The sequence below is a fragment of the Shewanella sp. VB17 genome (genome assembly GCF_013248905.1).
In the GTDB taxonomy this organism is placed as follows: Bacteria; Pseudomonadota; Gammaproteobacteria; order Enterobacterales; family Shewanellaceae; genus Shewanella.
On record NZ_JABRVS010000001.1, the window covers coordinates 1,542,365 to 1,558,953 of the forward strand.

Below are 16,589 nucleotides of genomic sequence, written 5' to 3' on the forward strand. Positions count from 1 at the left end.
GATATTTGTCTATGAAGAAACAAAATGGTATTGCGCTATTAGAAGTCTTGATCGCTGTTTCAATTGTTGGAGTGATAATGCTGTATGTTTCACAGTTGCAAAGCAGCCAATTAGTGCATAAATCACAAACACTAGCAGCAGCCAAAGTCGCTAAAATCTATCAATTGACAACAGAGGTGATGTTTGACCCCTTGGTAAGACGAAAAAATTCAGATATTAATGACATTGAAACTTGGGAAACCAATGACACCATTGAGGGATTAAAAAATAGTATATCGACAGGAGTTGAATATATTTATCTTGATGCACAAACGCCAGGTAATCAAAAGGTCGCTAATTTTTTTAATGGTGCTTATTTCAATACCAATAGGGATAGTTGTGCTGTTAGTAATGGGGTTGAAAATGAGCGAGTTGGTTGTACTGCGGGGCTTGAAGACGAATTTATCTTAGGTCACAGCTACAGGGTTAAAGGTATAAAAGTCGATGGCGTAGAGCAATCGTATTTCTCAATAAATCATCTTGATAATTCAAATATCAGTGATGTTAAACCCACCGTTATTACTATATTTATTGATGGTCTTCATGGGCAAAAGGGTCTTAAGGATATTTATGATCTCGCCGAAGCGGTGAGTGAGCAAGTGTCACAAATCGATGACATGAACAGCAGTGCGTATGCGGATATTCATATTGCAGATTTCAGTGGGGCGGTGACGAGTTATGACACAGGGATTAATACCCACGAAGCCCTGTTAGGTGACACTTCAATTACAATAACTGGAGATATGGGGCTTGCCATTGTTTTTGACTTGAGTGGCACCCAAGCGTTAAGAAGCGATGGCATGATAGCGATGCAAGCAAGTCGCTCGCTGTGCTGGAATGTCAGCACTGGCAGCAGCGGGGATGATTTAATTTGTCAGTCGGCCATTGCATCTGATGTTACTAGTGATAATGGCGCCGATGGTAACAATGATCCGTCAAGGTTTATAAAAACAGAAGGCAACTTACTCTATCAAACAGCGGATCAAGAATCGACGGATAAGGTTTATCGCACCCCAGTCGAAGTTGTGGTAGAGGCGTTTCAGTCAGGTAATGCCCCTATTGATATAGCAAAGCCTGTGTGTCCGACAATTCAAGGAGATGAGTTATTGCCGTATTTATCTGTGGTCGGCAGCTCGTTTTCTAACAGCGGTGTGGGTGACTTTCCTGAAGTGGATGACACTAATTATGGTGATAACAGCGTCTCTGATGTTAATAATGAAGCTGAAATGGTGTCGGGGATATTGTTTCGATGGGAGGATAAAACAAGTTATTGGGAGGTGACAGGCAATGTCGGCTCAGCAAATGATGCAACAGGTTATGAAGGAACAAACCCAGAGTCATTACAAATAGTGGCATTACGTTGGTGTGAAGCGGAAAAAACATAATGAAAATAAAGTTAATATTAATAAGCGTGCTGAGTTTAAGCTTATTGCCGACGGTTGTTTTGGCAAATGATGATTTAGCAGTGAATGATGATACGAATATAGAGATTAACGGCGAGAGTAATATAGAAACTAACGACGAAACGAATATAGCAATGGACGATACCAGTAACAAAATAAGTCTTGTCATTGAAAAAGGCAGTAGTGTTGAATCTATTTTGACTGACTTTGTTACACAGTTTGATTATCAAATAAAATGGGACACCGAAGATTTTATTTCTGGCTATCGCGTGAGCTATGTAGCCACGGATCCTATGGATGTGCTTAAACAATTTATTAATGATGTACGTGAAAATGGTAAGCTAATTAAAGCCACTATTTACAAAAATAATATATTGGTGGTAGAAAATGAAAGTAAGTAAGTTATTATTTGTTGTTATCACTGGCCTATTATCAGCCTGTGCCGACATGTCGTCCTTGACACGAGAAACCGATGAAATTAAAGCTAGAAAAGGTGAAATGGAAGCACAGTTTTCATCTTTTAAAGTTTCAGACTCTAATTACTTGGACATACAAGATAATAGTTTGTATCCGAACAGTTATTGGGCATTAAATATAAAAACAACCTATTTTACTCCGGTATCGCTTAATGAGGTGCTTGCTGATCTGGCGAATAAAATGCATGTATCTTATTTTGACAAAGGGAATAATACCGATCCCAAAATAAAGATCATGTTTGAAGGTTCAGTGGATGACTACCTTAAATATTTGGCCGATGCTTATGATGTGTTTATTGATGTGGATAAAAGTAAAATTGTCAAAAGAAACCATAAAACAAAAATATATAAACTTTATAATTCACGATATCTTAAAAATGAATCTAATTATGCGTTTGGCTCACAGGTTGTTGAGGGGGGAGGAAATGGTTTTTCAGGTTCAATAGCCATTGGCGGTACCGTCGATTTATGGAAAGAGGTGGAAGATTATCTGGATTCGATGGAAAAGACCAGCGGCGCTTTTAACTATTCTATTTTTAGAGAGTTTTCGCAAATCTCGACAACTGGCTCTAAAAATGAGTTAGATCGTGTTGCACTTTTTGTTAATAAATATAACAAGTTGGCTTCTACTGAGGTTAAGATTTCCTATAAAATAGTGACGATTAGTCAAGACTCAATGAAGGCCATTGGCGCGGATATTCAAGGCGGTGATGGTTCATCATTCCAAATCGGCGCGTCGGCAGCAGGCGGATATGGTGGCCAGGATGTGGGCTCTATATTACTTGGTTATGCGGTAGATGGCAGTACAGACAAGATAGGTGGCTCGTTAACGGCACAGTTAGTAAAAAGTGGCGCTAAAATCATGAATGAAGGCGTTGCGATTAGTTTGAACGGTAAACCTGTGCCAGTTAATTCAATAGATGAAATAGGCTATGTGAGCACGATTACTCGGGAGCCGGGTAGCGACAATGTTGAGGCGGCTGAGACAATCGAAACCGATACATTAGAAACCGGCATGTCGTTTATGATTGTTCCTGAAGTGTTAACTGATGGTCGAGTGAATATCACCATGGGATATTCAAGAAAAAGATTGAATCAATTGGTACCCTTTGGTGATGAAGGGGATTCGGTGCAATTACCCGATGTATCACGCAATGAGAATATAAATAATCTTATTGTAGAAGAAGGCCAAGAAACCGTGGCTGCCATATTTACAGAAGAGCAAACTACTCGAGGTGACTTTACTGGACTAATGGGCAAGTCGATGAGTGATTCTGATTCAGGCAGTGTTACTGCGCTTATCGTTAAGGTCGATACCAAGAAATGAAAATCATCACGGATTCAATATGGTATTGTAGCCACCCGGAAAAATTAAATTTTCTTGAGAAGAATAAAGGTATATACAAACTTATATTTAATAGTGATGAGTCGGGGAAAATAAACTTATGTATTAATATGAAATTGCAAAGGAAAGATGAATCTAAAAATATTCCATTAGCAAAATTTCTTATTGATAAAGAGTATATTACTCAGGAGGGTCATTATTATGTCGATTATAAAGATGGTAACCAATACAGTATTTTTTATAAACATGACATGATATACCCTTTTTCAGACCGAGTGTGCAGTGAGCATATCGTTAAGCAACTCAAACGATTCTTTGCTATCGAAGATACTCAAACGATTGTACTGGGTAAAGAAGACTTAAAACTGGTCAAAAATAAAGAGATTATGATTAAAATGAGCACAGTAATAAAAATAATACTAGGTATATTTACCTCGTCGACATTAGCATCATTAGCCTACTTTTTTTTATAGATCATTATGGATATCGTATTAAGTAAAGCCAAGTTGTATTTATTGGTCGCCGCAGCATCTGCGGTGGTGATGGGGGGGGGAGTTGGCACCTATGTTTATAAAGAAAAAAAGAAAAAAGAAGAAGCACATCAGCAGGAACTGAGAAAGATTAGCGCGGCTAAAAAAGACTATTTAACATTAATGAACAGTGTTGAAAAAAAGTTGTCATTTTCGCTATCAGATTATAAAAAAGTAGAAAGTGAATTCTCGAATCTCAATTTACTTGGTTGGCAGCCAGTAGAGTTTACATGTCAATCTCTAGCTTGTGAATATACATTAAATACCGATAACAAGCATTATGTTGGTATACCGAATGTCGCCATGGGGTATCAAGATTTAAATATCCTGATGTCGGGTGACAACTTGATGATAAAGGGTATTAATCTTGTAAAAGTAGAGCGAGTGTTTGATAGTACCGCCTATGAAAGCTTGCCTCTTTGTACTGACTCTTTATCTGACATGAGAAAGTTTACTGATATTGCCGACTTTTCAGTGGGCAATCAAGGAGGCGCTAACGCATCGACATTTACTTTTCAGCAACCAGCTGTGTTAGTAAAGAATAAAAACTTGCTAGTGAAAGCAGGGGCTAGCTATCTCGATATCTATGGTATTAATTGGAATGCACAGGGATTTGACCGGATGAAAATAAGTTATTTATCTCGGTATATCTCAAACCGAAAAAATGTCGGGATATCAGCAATGCGTAAACGTTATGGTGAAAAGAACCTAGGTTACAGCGTGACTGGAACAATTTATTGTAAGGCGAATTAGATGAAAGTTAAATTATTGTGTGTATTAACCTTGTTAGCCTCTGTTAACGTTTTTGCCGTCACTGAGGCCAGTGATGTTGATAATAAGAAAGAGGGGAATCAACAAATTGCAGGAGATGTATTAGAGACGGCAAACTTAATGGATGAAATTAATCTATTAGAGCTTAAGCTTGCCAAAGAAAAGCTGGATAAATCGTTAAATGAAGCATTGTTAAGTAATATCGAAATTAAAAAAGAAATCGATAAATACCATAGTGTGGGGAGGGCTAAAGTCGATGATCCGGCGGATGGCCCCTTTAATCAAAATGGCATTAGGCTCTTATCCGTGACGTCTTTACAAAATAGCCAAAAAATGGCGGTATTTAGCTTTTATGGTCGCAAGTATAATCGTGCACCCGGCGAAACATTTAAAGGTTCCAATGTGTTAATTAATGCTGATGATGTTGTTTTTAGCTACAACGGACAACAGTATACGTTTAGGTATTAGCCCGATGGAAAACATAATTACTGCACAATTCGGTGATATCTGTCTTGAGAGGAGTCATATTGTACCGGGTAAAAAAGGGTTAATGATCTGCTGGTTAATTAGCGAAGAAAATTACTTCTTGGTTGATGATAGCGGCGGAAAACAAGCTATCTTTGATTATTTGATATTGGATAATTTTAAGAATGAATTTGGCGCTTTACCCAAGTTTGCTGCCGTCGCCATTATTTCTAATACTGATTTTTATAAAGTATTTACCGCTCTGGATTCGAACTCGGATAATACGTCAAGACAAAGTACAGATTTGGCCGATTCTATTGATGCCTTGTTTGAAAATGCCATCATGGCTGGTGCCAGTGATATTCATTTTGTTAGGAATGATCAAGTGGCTGTGATATCTCTCAGGGTTAATGGTTTGCTGACACGATTAAAAACCATATCCTCGGAGAGTTGTGATGAGATGATGTTTGTCTCTTACAATATTTTGGCTACGACTAAGGAGTCTACATGGAATAGGAATATCCCTCAGGATGCCAATATATTGCGGGAATTACCTTCTGGATCCTATCGATTCAGATACGCGCATATGCCAATATTTGGCAGTTTGGGCGGGTGCTATCATGCGGTATTGAGGATCATCAAGGCGGAAGCTGGCGAAATATTTGATGTGGTTGAAAGCAAAAACCCGTTAGAAATACTGCAGCTCAGTGCTGATGAGCAACAGGATTTACAGTTGATGATGCAGTCACCCCATGGCCTCTTGTTAATCACAGGTGTCACAGGCTCCGGTAAATCAACCACAATCAAAAATGTACTTGAGTGGATGTATAACAAAAAATACGGCCGCAATGCGTGTTTTGTGACGGTAGAAGATCCGGTGGAGTATCGGATCATGGGGGCAATACAAAGCTCGGTAGTTCGGCTTAAAGCGGATGTGAATCCTTTTTTACCGGCACTTAAATCGGCCATGAGGCGAGATCCTGATGTGTTGATGATAGGTGAAACCCGTGATGGTCAAACGGCCACAGCATTAACAGGGGCGATTGAAAGTGGCCACTATGCGGTGACTACAGTGCATGCGGGCTCAGTAACTACCGCGATTCAGCGACTAGAAAGCTTAGGGGTAAAAAAAGATCGCTTGGCTTCTCCCGGATTTATTGCGGGGATCATCACCCAAACGTTGATCCCGACACTATGTGAACATTGTAAAATCTATTGCACGACGGATTGCTTTGAAAATCAACTTTTCACCAAGAATGAATCAGGCTGTGAAAAATGTAAGTATTCGGGCACCTCTGGCAGAAGGCCGGTGTTTGAAATGCTGGTGCCGGATCTGAATATTTTACAGGAAATCACGGCGGGTAATCCAACAAGAGTCTATACATATTGGCGCGATAAACATAAGGATCAGGGGAAACTCAATCAAGGTTACCTGATGAAAGAAAAAATATTTATTCTGGTGATGGAAGGGCTGGTCGACTACCAATGGTTTATCGATTTTTACGGTGCCATAGATGAAACTATTATGAGAGAGATGCATGAGAAAATTACCAACCAGTGACCGTATACAACTCTACCAAATGTTAGCTGACTTAATGAAAGATGGCTTGCCTTTATTTGAGTCATTAAGTCTTATAGAGAAAGAAGGCAGTGGGGTATATAAGGCGTCATTTTTAAAAAAAGTTAATCTAATTTTAAAGCGATTACAAGGATCTTCATCTATTTCAAATGCGTTCTCAGGTATTATTCCGGATGGTGAGCAATCGGTGTTAGCTTCATCTGAGTTGGCTGGCGACCTCGTTGAAGGCTTGGAAGCTGTGATTAGCTCAGTGCAGGTTAAAAAACAAATATACGCGAAATTAGCCAATGCGCTAACGGTCCCTGCCATATTAATCTTTGCCTGTATATTAGTTGTTATCATGTATAGCGTAAAAGTATTCCCAGCCTTTGAAGCCGTTATCCCATTAGATAAATGGCCTGATCTGTCCTATGTGATGTATAGCTCGGGATTATGGTTGATGAAATCAGGCTTGATTATTTTATCTGTTGTATTTTTGGTTTTGTTTGTTGTTATTTCGAAGTCCATGTCTTCATTAACGGGTAATTTTAGAAATAACGTGCTCGATAAACTTCAGCCTTTTAAAACCTATAAGAAACTACAGTCGTCCCAGTTTTTGATGGATATCTCCATCTTGATCAAGTCAGGTGTACCTATTGCGGATGCGATTGAAAAAAAGGCTGAAATGTCGACAGGTTGGGTAAAATATCATTATGATCTAATGTACCGGAACCTATCAATAGGCCTATCCTATAAAGAAGCACTAGATACGGGATTTTTTTCCAAAGAGGACATCTTTGTTATCACTATCTACAGTACACTCAATGGGTTCGTGGAAATGTTAACGCAAATATCGAATAAATCTAACGAGTCCACCATAAAAAGTATTGAAAAATTATCTGCTGTGTTGAATCTATTGTCACTACTAATCTTTGCCTGTGTCGTATTAGCGATATTTGGCTCAACCTTTATGTTGAGTGGTTCAATCGCGGATGCACGGTAATGCTCGCAGTGTTAATGTCGCTGATTATTGCCATGGCTTGTAGCTGTATTATTAGTTTTTTACAACTTTGTTTTTATAGAATTAAGTCTGGTTTTAGTTTAGTTGATATGTTGTTTAAAGCATCTCACTGTGAACATTGTAACAGTAAAATAGGTGCACTTTTCCTTATTCCTGTTTTTGGGTTTATGTTATCAGAAGGTTCGTGTCAACATTGTAACAAGTCTATTTCTGTAAAGTATTTTATTGCTGAACTATGTATTTTTATTATATCACTCTATGTATGCTTTCAGTTCATTATAAAGTCATCATATTTTACGATATAAAACATGAGATAATTTAAATTAATTTAATATCAAGGAATTAATCCATGCTTAAGTTTTTATCTATATTGGGAACTACTCTATTGCTACTTTCTTCTATGAGTCAAGCCGATGAGGGGAATGTCATACACTCTTCATCTTATTTAGCCGGTGTGAGTAAGTCATTTTATATTAAATTTAAATTATACACTGATGGTAAAGATGGTGGTGATGATGGATTTGAATGGTTTGGAAATATTACTATTCGTAAAATGAATAATAAAGATCTTGATCTCACTATATGGAGTTATAATGAAGATGATTATACTAATAGCGGGCAAGATGATTTAGTGGTGGAGCCTAATAGTGCCATCGTGATGTCTGATGCTAAAGAACCGTATTTTACGCTTGAAGCTGATTTACGAGATCAAGATGGTGGTCTGACTGGAAACCCTGATGTGATCTGTAAATTTAGTTCTAGCTATCATATAACTGAGAGTGACCTTAATAACACTCTTACAGATAGTAATAGTAGTCTGATTTATGATGATCACAGTGACTGTCGTTTTCAGTTGCTTAGGTTTGAAAGAATTTGATTTATTTATTACTCATGATGCTTATAATTTTTTCTGGTAGTAAGCCTTGAGTCTCTATAGGAGTCTGCTATTCATATTCAATGTTATAAAGTTATGTGAGATAGGTATGCTACACCAGTAACCTCTTCAATAAACTTTGGGTATACAGGAGGCATTATAAATTACTTCATCTTAAGCTCAGCCATCTTTGTCTTTTAGTGTGCGATTTTTGAATTTCATGGTTGAATTTTATATAAACCCCTTCTTTATTGGGAGGGTGGGAGAGTTTTCACTGCGGCACATGAGATATCTAGGCATTGACGATGTAATACGTTACAAATAGTTTTTTAATCTTACAATATCATGTGGAAAATAAGGTGTTTTAATTGTTTTAATTGTTTTAATTGTTTTAATTTATTTGATGTTAGATTGTATTAAAAGTGTGGGTGCTGTAGTTAATTATCATGAATTATCATGAATTATCATGAGTTATGGCTTTTTAAGTATCTCAACTTATATATTGATAATGTTTAAATGATATTTTTTTTATTTTTTTTAAATGTTGGATGATATCATTTGTAATTCCTGGTGATTAAGAGTGGTTGACGATTTTAATTGTTTTAATTGATATCTAATCACGTGTTAAGTTTTTAATAAATTAATACCAAACATAATAATAATAACTGTGAACTTTAATTATGAATAACAAATTGCTTTTGCTTGAGAATTACTATTACCACCATGATGGTATTCTGATTAAGTGTGACAATAATGATAAATATTATTTACCTAATCAGGAAAATAAAGTCTTACAATCCCTGATTAAACATTCCGGTAGATTGATAAGTAAACAGGTATTAATTGAGGAATCATGGGGACATTTAGATGTCAGTGATGAGTCCCTTACCCGCTGTGTTTATAGTTTGAGAAAGTGTCTTTTTGACAATGGTAAGGAATTTATAAAATCGGTATATGCTAAAGGTTACTTACTACGTTCAGCTGAAATGGTATCAAAAAGAGAGTCTCCAGAATGTGATTCTGGTGTGTTGATCTATCCTTTTTCTTGTGAAAATTCGTTAGAATTACAATATTCATTAATCAAATTACTTGTAGAAAAAAATGAGTTTAATGTATATCCCGCTTCTTTAATTGATTATGGTAAAGAGATTAAAGTGGGTAAGCAATCTACGTTTAAAGTGATGGGGAGTGCTATTTCAAATAAAGGAATAAGATTGGATATAGTTGATGGTGATAGTAATTATTTAATTGGTTCAGAATTGGTTAATAATGATCTTAAGTCTATTTTTAGTGGGATCTGTGAAATATTGGGCCTAATGAATCAATCGATAAAAAAGTTAGTACATTCACTGTGATTTCTATCATTATTACCTGTTCATCATCATTGGGAAACGTTATCTTCCCACCCAGGGTGAGAGCATGAACGTTTTTCGAACCAGAACTGAATGATTTTAGAACTTGTGTAGTGCAATAAGCAATCAAACCAATACAATCAGTTCTGAATTAAGCTTGTATATTGAACATAATTAATAAAGAAAATTCACTCGTGATCTTGCTCTGCCCCCTATGTCAGGGTAGTTGTTATTACATAAAAAAACTATAAATATCTTTAAAAAATAAGGCTGAGAAATATAAAATGAAAGATATAAATAAAATAATATTATTAAGCATAGAGAATAAATATTCTGACATTCATTTATCTACTAAAGAAAAAAATATATGTTCGACAAAAAGGTTCAATTTTAGAAATTTCAGACTTTACGGTAAATGATGATTATATTATTAAGTTTATAAGTGAAACTTGTCAGGAGATAGACTTTAATTTTAAGAAAGATATTAATTATGCTTACAGATTTAATGAAAATACTATGTTGAGAGTTAACTTTTACAGGCATAACTTTGGATTAGGTCTAGTCATTAGAGTTTTAAATCAAAATATTATCGATTTAGAGTTTTATGATAATGGTGATGTTTTAAAAAAAATAGCCGATCATAAAAAAGGATTGATTTTATTAGCTGGAAGCACAAATAGTGGCAAGTCAACAACTCTTTCGTCGATGGTTGATTATATAAATAAAAGAAAAAACCTCCATATTTTGACTATTGAAGAACCAATAGAAACCGTGTTTAAAAGGGATAAGTCAATCATCAATCAAAGGGAAGTTGGCACCCATGTCGCTTCATTTGAAGATGCTATTTATTCCGCTCTTAGGGAAGATGTTGATGTTATTGTGGTGGGGGAAATAAGAAATAGAGAAACATTAAGAGCATCATTATTAGCGGCAGAAACCGGACACTTAGTGATTGCGACCATACATACATATTCTTCCTTAAAAACAATTGATAGAATCATTAATTTTTTCTCTGGAGATGAGCAACCTTTAGTGAGAGACATTTTATCTGAAACGCTCACATCTATAATATCACAAGAATTAACGTTAGATAAAGATGGAAATATTATTCCAATTCAAGAAATAATTATAAATAACAATGCAGTTTCTAACTTAATTAGAACGAATAAATCATTGCAAATACCTTCAATCATACAATTGGATAATTCTTTAGGAATGATTACCAGAAAAGATCATATTAAGAGATTAATAAATAATGGTGTCCTATGTCCTTGTTATAATTGAACGCGAATTTTTAGATCCGTTTATAATAGAACCGATAATTTAACATGAACGCTTCTAGAAATAAGATTATTGGTGCCCTTTGGCCTGTCTCTTGATCAGATCTCATAAGGATTGGCCTGACTCTAACATTTGTTTGGCTATCTGTTATCCAGTCACTCTTTCTTGCAGCTTATCCCAACCGTCCCAAATGGTGGTCAAGATGTATATGGCGAGATGAATGTATATTTAAATCAGTCAGATGAGACTCACAAAGTGTGGGAGAGAAGTAAAAACGATACTGTCGAAACATTAACGATAAATGTTGTTACAGGCGCGCTTATTGGTAGCGAGTCAAAAGAGAACTATATTACTCTTTCAGGCAATATTTGGGATGACGATCTTGCAGGTAATCCAAATGATCATCTTTGTAACCTCAATTCAGGTGTTAAGATTTATCAAAAGGACGTAGGGAAGAGGTTAACAAATGTCTTTACGGGAGGTGATAGACAATGTGAATATTTAGAGGTGACTAAATTCACTCTAGCCGAATAGCGGTAGCTTGTTAGATGGAGCGAGATCTTACTATCTCGCTCCCCTTAATGCTGCACGAGTCAGGTGCTTGAGGCCTCAGGTTATAAAAGTAATAAGTCATTCGTTACTTTTTTTAAAACGAGCATCTTAAATTCATTTTAACCGTACTACAGGCCATTAAGTTAAAACTTGCCATAGGTATGTCCGGCGTAATCGGAGTCTGGTGTGATCAGTGTATTATTACTTCCAGCTTGCCATGTCCAGCCACCATCGTGACGTCTTTTTACACATTTCCATTCAATTTTAGTGGTTGCTGCCAGCCCGGATATTAGGCCGGTCCACACCGGATTTGAAGGTCCAGGGCCATGATGTCCCAATGGAGGAGAGCGGATATATTGCCAATAGATACTGGCATTCAATTGCATGCCTTGAGCAGGATCCCAATTGCCTAAAGAGGAGGTGTTTCCGGTCACATAAATGGCTTCATCTGTTGTTACCCAAGCATTATCACAAATGAAATTCGCAGAGGTGACAGGGTTAACCGCGCTGAGTGTAAATGTAAACTTCTTAGCTTCAGTGACGTTTAGCTTGTCTGATTTCGCTAAAATAAGATTATTTTCTGCATTAAACCACCCAGAGCTTGACGACTCAAAATCACTGATATTTGTTTTTTTAACTAAGGGAACCCCATTCATCTTAACTGCAATGGCTTGTTTACGATCAACCACAAGCTTGATTAAATTCTGTCGTTTATTTAGCGCGCCAGCATAAGTCCCCTGCGCTGCCGCGACAGTAACAGTGGCACTGTTAGCATTAATCTTCTGAGAAATTACCGATGTGCGAACTGAATAGACGGGGTTGCTAGTAGAGTCATAAGCTAAGGTTTCACCGTCATCTTCGTATAAGGTAAAGTGACTAGGCTCAATATCTGCATAGACTTTCACGATCAATTCATCATGTGCTGCAGCACCTACTTTTCGATTGCCAAAGGCATCCTTAGTCGCAGTATCCACATGCATCTGCGGAAAAATCCCTCCAGCTTTGGCATAAACAGGCAGAGTGAACAGGCCATTTTGATAAACAGGCACATTTTTTACCCATTCTCCCTTACTGTCGACCCACTCATTAGTGTGATAATTTATCCAGCGTGCAGCAGGTAAATAAATATCGCGCTCATACTCACCGTGGCTGGCCACAATTCCCACCAAGAGTTTTTCACCGATCAACTTTTGGTGACCTAAATTACGCACATTACGATCGTTCTGATAATAATAAACTAACGGTGGGATCACCGGCTCTGCGAATAAATGTGCTCGATGAGCCAAAGAATAATAATAAGGGATCAGCGCATAACGTTGGCGGATATTAGCCAAGTTTGAGGATTTACTTCCTACTAAATTAGGCGATGTTTCATAACGTTGGCTAGTTTGAAAAGCATTATCTGTATGGGGGCGAATGGGAATATCGAACCAGGCAGCATTGGCAAACCATTGGGTGTACATTTCATCTTCATACTGACGGTGACCAGAATGTTCAGCATTGTAGGGCATGGCTTCTCGCCGAAAGCCTCCTACGTCTGCGCCATAATAATCGATGCCTGAAAATGACATGTGTAATTGTGCATTAGAGTGAGTCGCTAATAATGCTAAATTAGCTCCGATATCACCAGACCAGATCGCGGTACCAAATCGTTGGATCCCAGATGTGCCCGAGCGACTCAGGACAAAAGATCGGTGATCTTCTTCAGCTCGCTTGTCATAGTACCCATCATAAATAGACTTCACCCACATAAAAGCATACAGGTTATGAATATCTCCATGGGTGTTTTTTTTGCCCTTAGCGTCTGTTTCTATGCCGTGATAACAGGCATCGGCGTCATATTTTTCAGGCTCACCCAGATCTGTCCAATGAGTGAAGATCCCTTTTTTTGTCAAATTAGGATAGCGTCGATTATCATGGATCCATTGAGATGCTGCGGGATTGGTCCAATCTATCATTGCTCCATGACCAAACCAGTCAGATAAATGGATCGGTGTGTATAAATCAGGATCACACTTTCCTGCAGTGCGGCCATAAGCAAAAAGATTGCCCTCGTTTTGCATGGCTGAAAAGGTATCGGTATTGAGGTTGACATAAGATTCCTCAATGGCCACGAGACCAATATGATCTCGGCTCAAGTCTGCGATCTTTATTTCAGGGCTTGGAAAATAATAATCATTGTCATCGGTATTGCTGATATCCCAATCTAGCTTGCCCATTGCACTGTTGGCACTATTAGCTTCAATGCCACCAAACCAGAAGAGATCAAGCACAAAGCCATCTAAAGGGAAGTTATCTGTACGTAGGCTGTCTTTAAGATCATCAATATCATGCCAGTTTTTATAACCGAATTCTGACACCCAAAGACCAAAAGATTTTTTAGCGGGTACTGGTGGGTGGCCAGTTAATGCCATGTAATCTTCTCTGAGGTCGATAAGATTTTTTCCAGTCATGATGTAATAACGTAACTTATCTCCCCACATGTTAACTTGCCAGTTGGCCTGAGTAAAATCCCATTGGTGTTTATACACATTATCGATAAACAAGGCATATTGGAGATTATTATCTCCAAGCGCATACATGATGGGGAACTGCACATTGCCAACCATGCCCGCCTGACCAAAAGGCATAAATCCATTGCCATGAGCTTGACTTTGTCCTGAGGGTTGCGCTTCGCGGGAACCATGACTTAACCAGTCGCCATCTGCCGATCCCAAACGTTTAAATTGCTGGCCTAATCCATAGACATGTTTTATTTGACCCGGATCAAGTGTCAGTCCTTTCCAATCTAACGTAAGATCGGTAGGGCATATTTGAGTTAAAAACGCATTTTTATTTTTTTTATCCCATGATTTTACACATAATGTGCTCGTATCCACTTCTAATTTTATTTCAGCCGTTTCTAAGGTCTTGCCTTGCTGAATTAGCTTACTTGCACCCGGATAATCTGTCTTATCCACCATAGGGGAGGTGGGTAAGGGCAATGTAATATCGGGCCCTGTACCTGTGGCTGAAATTTCAAAATGAATAAGATCGTCAGCTAGAACTTCAACAATTAAATATTGTGTTTCAGAGTCATGAAAGTATTTTGTTCGAAAAACATTTGCTTGAGCCAGCGGTGACAATAGTATAATAGCCATGGTGACTAGTAGGCGTTTTTTAACTGATTTTAATCTATTTGCCATCTTAATCCTTGAGTAACCTAATGTCTTAACTTGTATGTCAGCGCAAGTATTTATGCATTAGGTTATATTAACCATAAAAAATCAGGAAGTGCTCAGGTAATAAATAGGTTAAATGGCGTAGTTCTAGTCTTTATTTTTATAGTGTTTATTTTCATTGATGAATATCGAAATAAAGATAAATAAAAATGGGATATTGATTAAGCTGGAAGCTAATTTTAAAAAAGGTTTTTCAAGCATGGGTGATGAGATGGACGCCCCCTAATTCGGCGTCAATGCGCCAAACTGATGTTGACCATTCAGTTACATTAAGGAGCGTCCACTATGAAAGTTACCACTATTGCTATCGATCTTGCAAAGAATGTATTCCAAGTACTTGGAATGACTGCAGATGCTAAGAAAGTCTATAACAAACGGCTGAACAGAAATCAGCTTAAAGAGCTGTTATGCAACACGCCTGCTTGCACTGTGGTTATGGAGGCCTGTTATTCATCACACTATTGGGGGCGTGTCGGTTTACAATTTGGCCATAACGTTAAGTTGATACCCGCTCAACATGTTACCCCATTTGTTCGCGGCAATAAAAATGACAGTAACGATGCATTAGCTATCTTTGAAGCAAGTTCAAGACCTAATATTCGTTTTGTGCCAATTAAGTCAGAGGCTCAGCAAGAGGTCTTGATGATGCATAGAATAAGAGACCGGTTAATCAAGCAGCGCATTGCTTGCACCAATCAAATTCGAGGATTATTGGTTGATTTTGGCTTTGTTTTCCCACAAGGTTTTACCGCTTTTGAACAAAACATCTGGGATATCATCAATGACAGTGAGCAGAGACCTTTACTCAGATATCTCCTCAACCAAGTTTATGATGAATACTTGCAAATAACTAAGCAACTCAAAGACCTCAATAAGTTGATAAAACAGAAAGTAGAGCAAACCGAAACAGGACAGATACTGCTCAGTATACCGGGTATTGGTCATGTAATAGCCTCCGCTTTTGAAGCTTGTATCGACAAAGGCCAGGCTTTTAATACCCCTAAAGAACTCGCTGTCTGGCTTGGGCTAACACCGAGGCAATATGCCTCAGGAAATAAAAGCCAGCTTTATGGTATTACTAAGCGTGGTGACAGCTATTTAAGAAAACAACTCATCCATGGGGCGAGAACCGTTGTTAGTCATGCACACAAAAAAGATGACGCACTCAACCAATGGGTAACTCAATTAAAAGCGCGAATAGGTTTTAATAAGGCCACGGTAGCGACAGCACATAAACTGGCAAGGCTGATGTGGATATTATTAAAAAAACAAACACGTTATCAAGCACAAAGCGGCCAAACGGCAGAGATAATATCATGCGTCTGATAATGTTAATGGTATCGACTATCAAGCAAAGCTCGTTCAAGACAAGAGCCGATACTGAGCCCGACTGGGTGTAGTGAGCACTTGATAGTCACCTCTTAGAGAAGTGGTTAAATTGATGACAAAAGACTCAGTTCATCCTGCATAAACCCGTTAGAGACAAGGGTAAATAACCCGACTGGGTGTATTTTATTTTTGGGTGTGTAGGTACGGAATTCATCAGGGGCGCATTTTCTCTAAAAAGAGAACGTGTTAAGCCCGTATATATGTCAGCACTATCGCTTAAAGCGAAAAGAGTCAGTCAATAAACACGTAACGAGAGGTAATAGTTAACAAAGAAACTAAGGTCAAAAATACCTTGGTTAGATGAGTATTACC

15 protein-coding genes are annotated in these 16,589 nt (G+C 37.8%); 14 read left to right on the plus strand and 1 reads right to left on the minus strand.

All coding sequences use genetic code 11. The features are described 5' to 3' along the window. Positions 1-11 precede the first annotated feature (11 nt). The 13 genes from HQQ94_RS06550 (at position 12) to HQQ94_RS06610 (ending at position 11,649) form a co-directional block, all read left to right on the plus strand. Positions 12-1,424, plus strand: coding sequence for a prepilin-type N-terminal cleavage/methylation domain-containing protein (locus HQQ94_RS06550; protein ID WP_173293659.1), 1,413 nt, complete (start codon positions 12-14; stop codon positions 1,422-1,424). Beyond that, entirely contained in the window at positions 1,424-1,843 is a 420-nt protein-coding gene (locus HQQ94_RS06555; RefSeq protein WP_173293660.1) for a hypothetical protein, read from the plus strand. The genes HQQ94_RS06550 and HQQ94_RS06555 overlap by 1 nt, the downstream gene beginning before the upstream one ends. Beyond that, positions 1,830-3,245 (plus strand): hypothetical protein, encoded by a 1,416-nt coding sequence (locus tag HQQ94_RS06560; protein WP_173293661.1) that lies wholly within the window; start codon positions 1,830-1,832, stop codon positions 3,243-3,245. The genes HQQ94_RS06555 and HQQ94_RS06560 overlap by 14 nt, the downstream gene beginning before the upstream one ends. A gap of 128 nt (positions 3,246-3,373) precedes the next feature. Then, the gene (locus tag HQQ94_RS06565) at positions 3,374-3,736 is read left to right on the plus strand and encodes a hypothetical protein (RefSeq protein WP_173293662.1); all 363 of its coding nucleotides are present in this window, start codon (positions 3,374-3,376) and stop codon (positions 3,734-3,736) included. 6 nt (positions 3,737-3,742) lie between these two features. After that, positions 3,743-4,546: a hypothetical protein gene (locus HQQ94_RS06570; RefSeq protein WP_173293663.1), complete on the plus strand. Its 804-nt coding sequence runs from the start codon at positions 3,743-3,745 to the stop codon at positions 4,544-4,546. Then, the gene (locus HQQ94_RS06575) at positions 4,547-5,032 is read left to right on the plus strand and encodes a hypothetical protein (RefSeq protein WP_173293664.1); all 486 of its coding nucleotides are present in this window, start codon (positions 4,547-4,549) and stop codon (positions 5,030-5,032) included. A 4-nt stretch (positions 5,033-5,036) separates the two neighbouring features. Next, positions 5,037-6,590, plus strand: a complete 1,554-nt coding sequence (locus HQQ94_RS06580) for an ATPase, T2SS/T4P/T4SS family (protein ID WP_173293665.1) — start codon at positions 5,037-5,039, stop codon at positions 6,588-6,590. Next, complete coding sequence (locus HQQ94_RS06585; RefSeq protein WP_173293666.1) at positions 6,568-7,590, plus strand: type II secretion system F family protein; 1,023 nt, start codon at positions 6,568-6,570, stop codon at positions 7,588-7,590. Before HQQ94_RS06580 ends, HQQ94_RS06585 begins: the two co-directional genes overlap by 23 nt. Positions 7,591-7,622: 32 nt before the next feature. After that, positions 7,623-7,913, plus strand: a complete 291-nt coding sequence (locus HQQ94_RS23060) for a prepilin peptidase (RefSeq protein WP_375335715.1) — start codon at positions 7,623-7,625, stop codon at positions 7,911-7,913. A gap of 44 nt (positions 7,914-7,957) precedes the next feature. After that, complete coding sequence (locus HQQ94_RS06595; RefSeq protein ID WP_173293668.1) at positions 7,958-8,485, plus strand: hypothetical protein; 528 nt, start codon at positions 7,958-7,960, stop codon at positions 8,483-8,485. A 677-nt stretch (positions 8,486-9,162) separates the two neighbouring features. Beyond that, positions 9,163-9,837, plus strand: coding sequence for a winged helix-turn-helix domain-containing protein (locus HQQ94_RS06600; RefSeq protein WP_173293669.1), 675 nt, complete (start codon positions 9,163-9,165; stop codon positions 9,835-9,837). A 513-nt stretch (positions 9,838-10,350) separates the two neighbouring features. Beyond that, complete coding sequence (locus HQQ94_RS06605) at positions 10,351-11,118, plus strand: type IV pilus twitching motility protein PilT (protein ID WP_173293670.1); 768 nt, start codon at positions 10,351-10,353, stop codon at positions 11,116-11,118. A gap of 213 nt (positions 11,119-11,331) precedes the next feature. Further along, complete coding sequence (locus HQQ94_RS06610) at positions 11,332-11,649, plus strand: hypothetical protein (protein ID WP_173293671.1); 318 nt, start codon at positions 11,332-11,334, stop codon at positions 11,647-11,649. Between the two features lie 161 nt (positions 11,650-11,810). Here the strand turns inward: HQQ94_RS06610 and HQQ94_RS06615 are convergent, their stop codons facing one another. Next, complete coding sequence (locus HQQ94_RS06615) at positions 11,811-14,852, minus strand: TIM-barrel domain-containing protein (RefSeq protein WP_173293672.1); 3,042 nt, start codon at positions 14,850-14,852, stop codon at positions 11,811-11,813. Between the two features lie 321 nt (positions 14,853-15,173). On the opposite strand from HQQ94_RS06615, the gene HQQ94_RS06620 reads away from it, so the two are divergent. Beyond that, complete coding sequence (locus HQQ94_RS06620) at positions 15,174-16,214, plus strand: IS110 family transposase (protein ID WP_173293673.1); 1,041 nt, start codon at positions 15,174-15,176, stop codon at positions 16,212-16,214. Positions 16,215-16,589: the final 375 nt, after the last annotated feature.

Excerpts from the sequence above, each read along its gene's own strand:
- HQQ94_RS06595 (WP_173293668.1), top strand. The coding sequence starts at position 7,958 with ATGCTTAAGTTTTTATCTATATTGGGAACTACTCTATTGCTACTTTCT.
- HQQ94_RS06550 (WP_173293659.1), top strand. The coding sequence starts at position 12 with ATGAAGAAACAAAATGGTATTGCGCTATTAGAAGTCTTGATCGCTGTT.
- HQQ94_RS06580 (WP_173293665.1), top strand. The coding sequence starts at position 5,037 with ATGGAAAACATAATTACTGCACAATTCGGTGATATCTGTCTTGAGAGG.
- HQQ94_RS06570 (WP_173293663.1), top strand. The coding sequence starts at position 3,743 with ATGGATATCGTATTAAGTAAAGCCAAGTTGTATTTATTGGTCGCCGCA.
- HQQ94_RS06565 (WP_173293662.1), top strand. The coding sequence starts at position 3,374 with ATGAAATTGCAAAGGAAAGATGAATCTAAAAATATTCCATTAGCAAAA.
- HQQ94_RS23060 (WP_375335715.1), top strand. The coding sequence starts at position 7,623 with ATGGCTTGTAGCTGTATTATTAGTTTTTTACAACTTTGTTTTTATAGA.
- HQQ94_RS06610 (WP_173293671.1), top strand. The coding sequence starts at position 11,332 with ATGAATGTATATTTAAATCAGTCAGATGAGACTCACAAAGTGTGGGAG.
- HQQ94_RS06615 (WP_173293672.1), bottom strand. The coding sequence starts at position 14,852 with ATGGCAAATAGATTAAAATCAGTTAAAAAACGCCTACTAGTCACCATG.
- HQQ94_RS06555 (WP_173293660.1), top strand. The coding sequence starts at position 1,424 with ATGAAAATAAAGTTAATATTAATAAGCGTGCTGAGTTTAAGCTTATTG.
- HQQ94_RS06560 (WP_173293661.1), top strand. The coding sequence starts at position 1,830 with ATGAAAGTAAGTAAGTTATTATTTGTTGTTATCACTGGCCTATTATCA.
- HQQ94_RS06585 (WP_173293666.1), top strand. The coding sequence starts at position 6,568 with ATGAGAAAATTACCAACCAGTGACCGTATACAACTCTACCAAATGTTA.
- HQQ94_RS06575 (WP_173293664.1), top strand. The coding sequence starts at position 4,547 with ATGAAAGTTAAATTATTGTGTGTATTAACCTTGTTAGCCTCTGTTAAC.
- HQQ94_RS06605 (WP_173293670.1), top strand. The coding sequence starts at position 10,351 with ATGTTGAGAGTTAACTTTTACAGGCATAACTTTGGATTAGGTCTAGTC.
- HQQ94_RS06600 (WP_173293669.1), top strand. The coding sequence starts at position 9,163 with ATGAATAACAAATTGCTTTTGCTTGAGAATTACTATTACCACCATGAT.
- HQQ94_RS06620 (WP_173293673.1), top strand. The coding sequence starts at position 15,174 with ATGAAAGTTACCACTATTGCTATCGATCTTGCAAAGAATGTATTCCAA.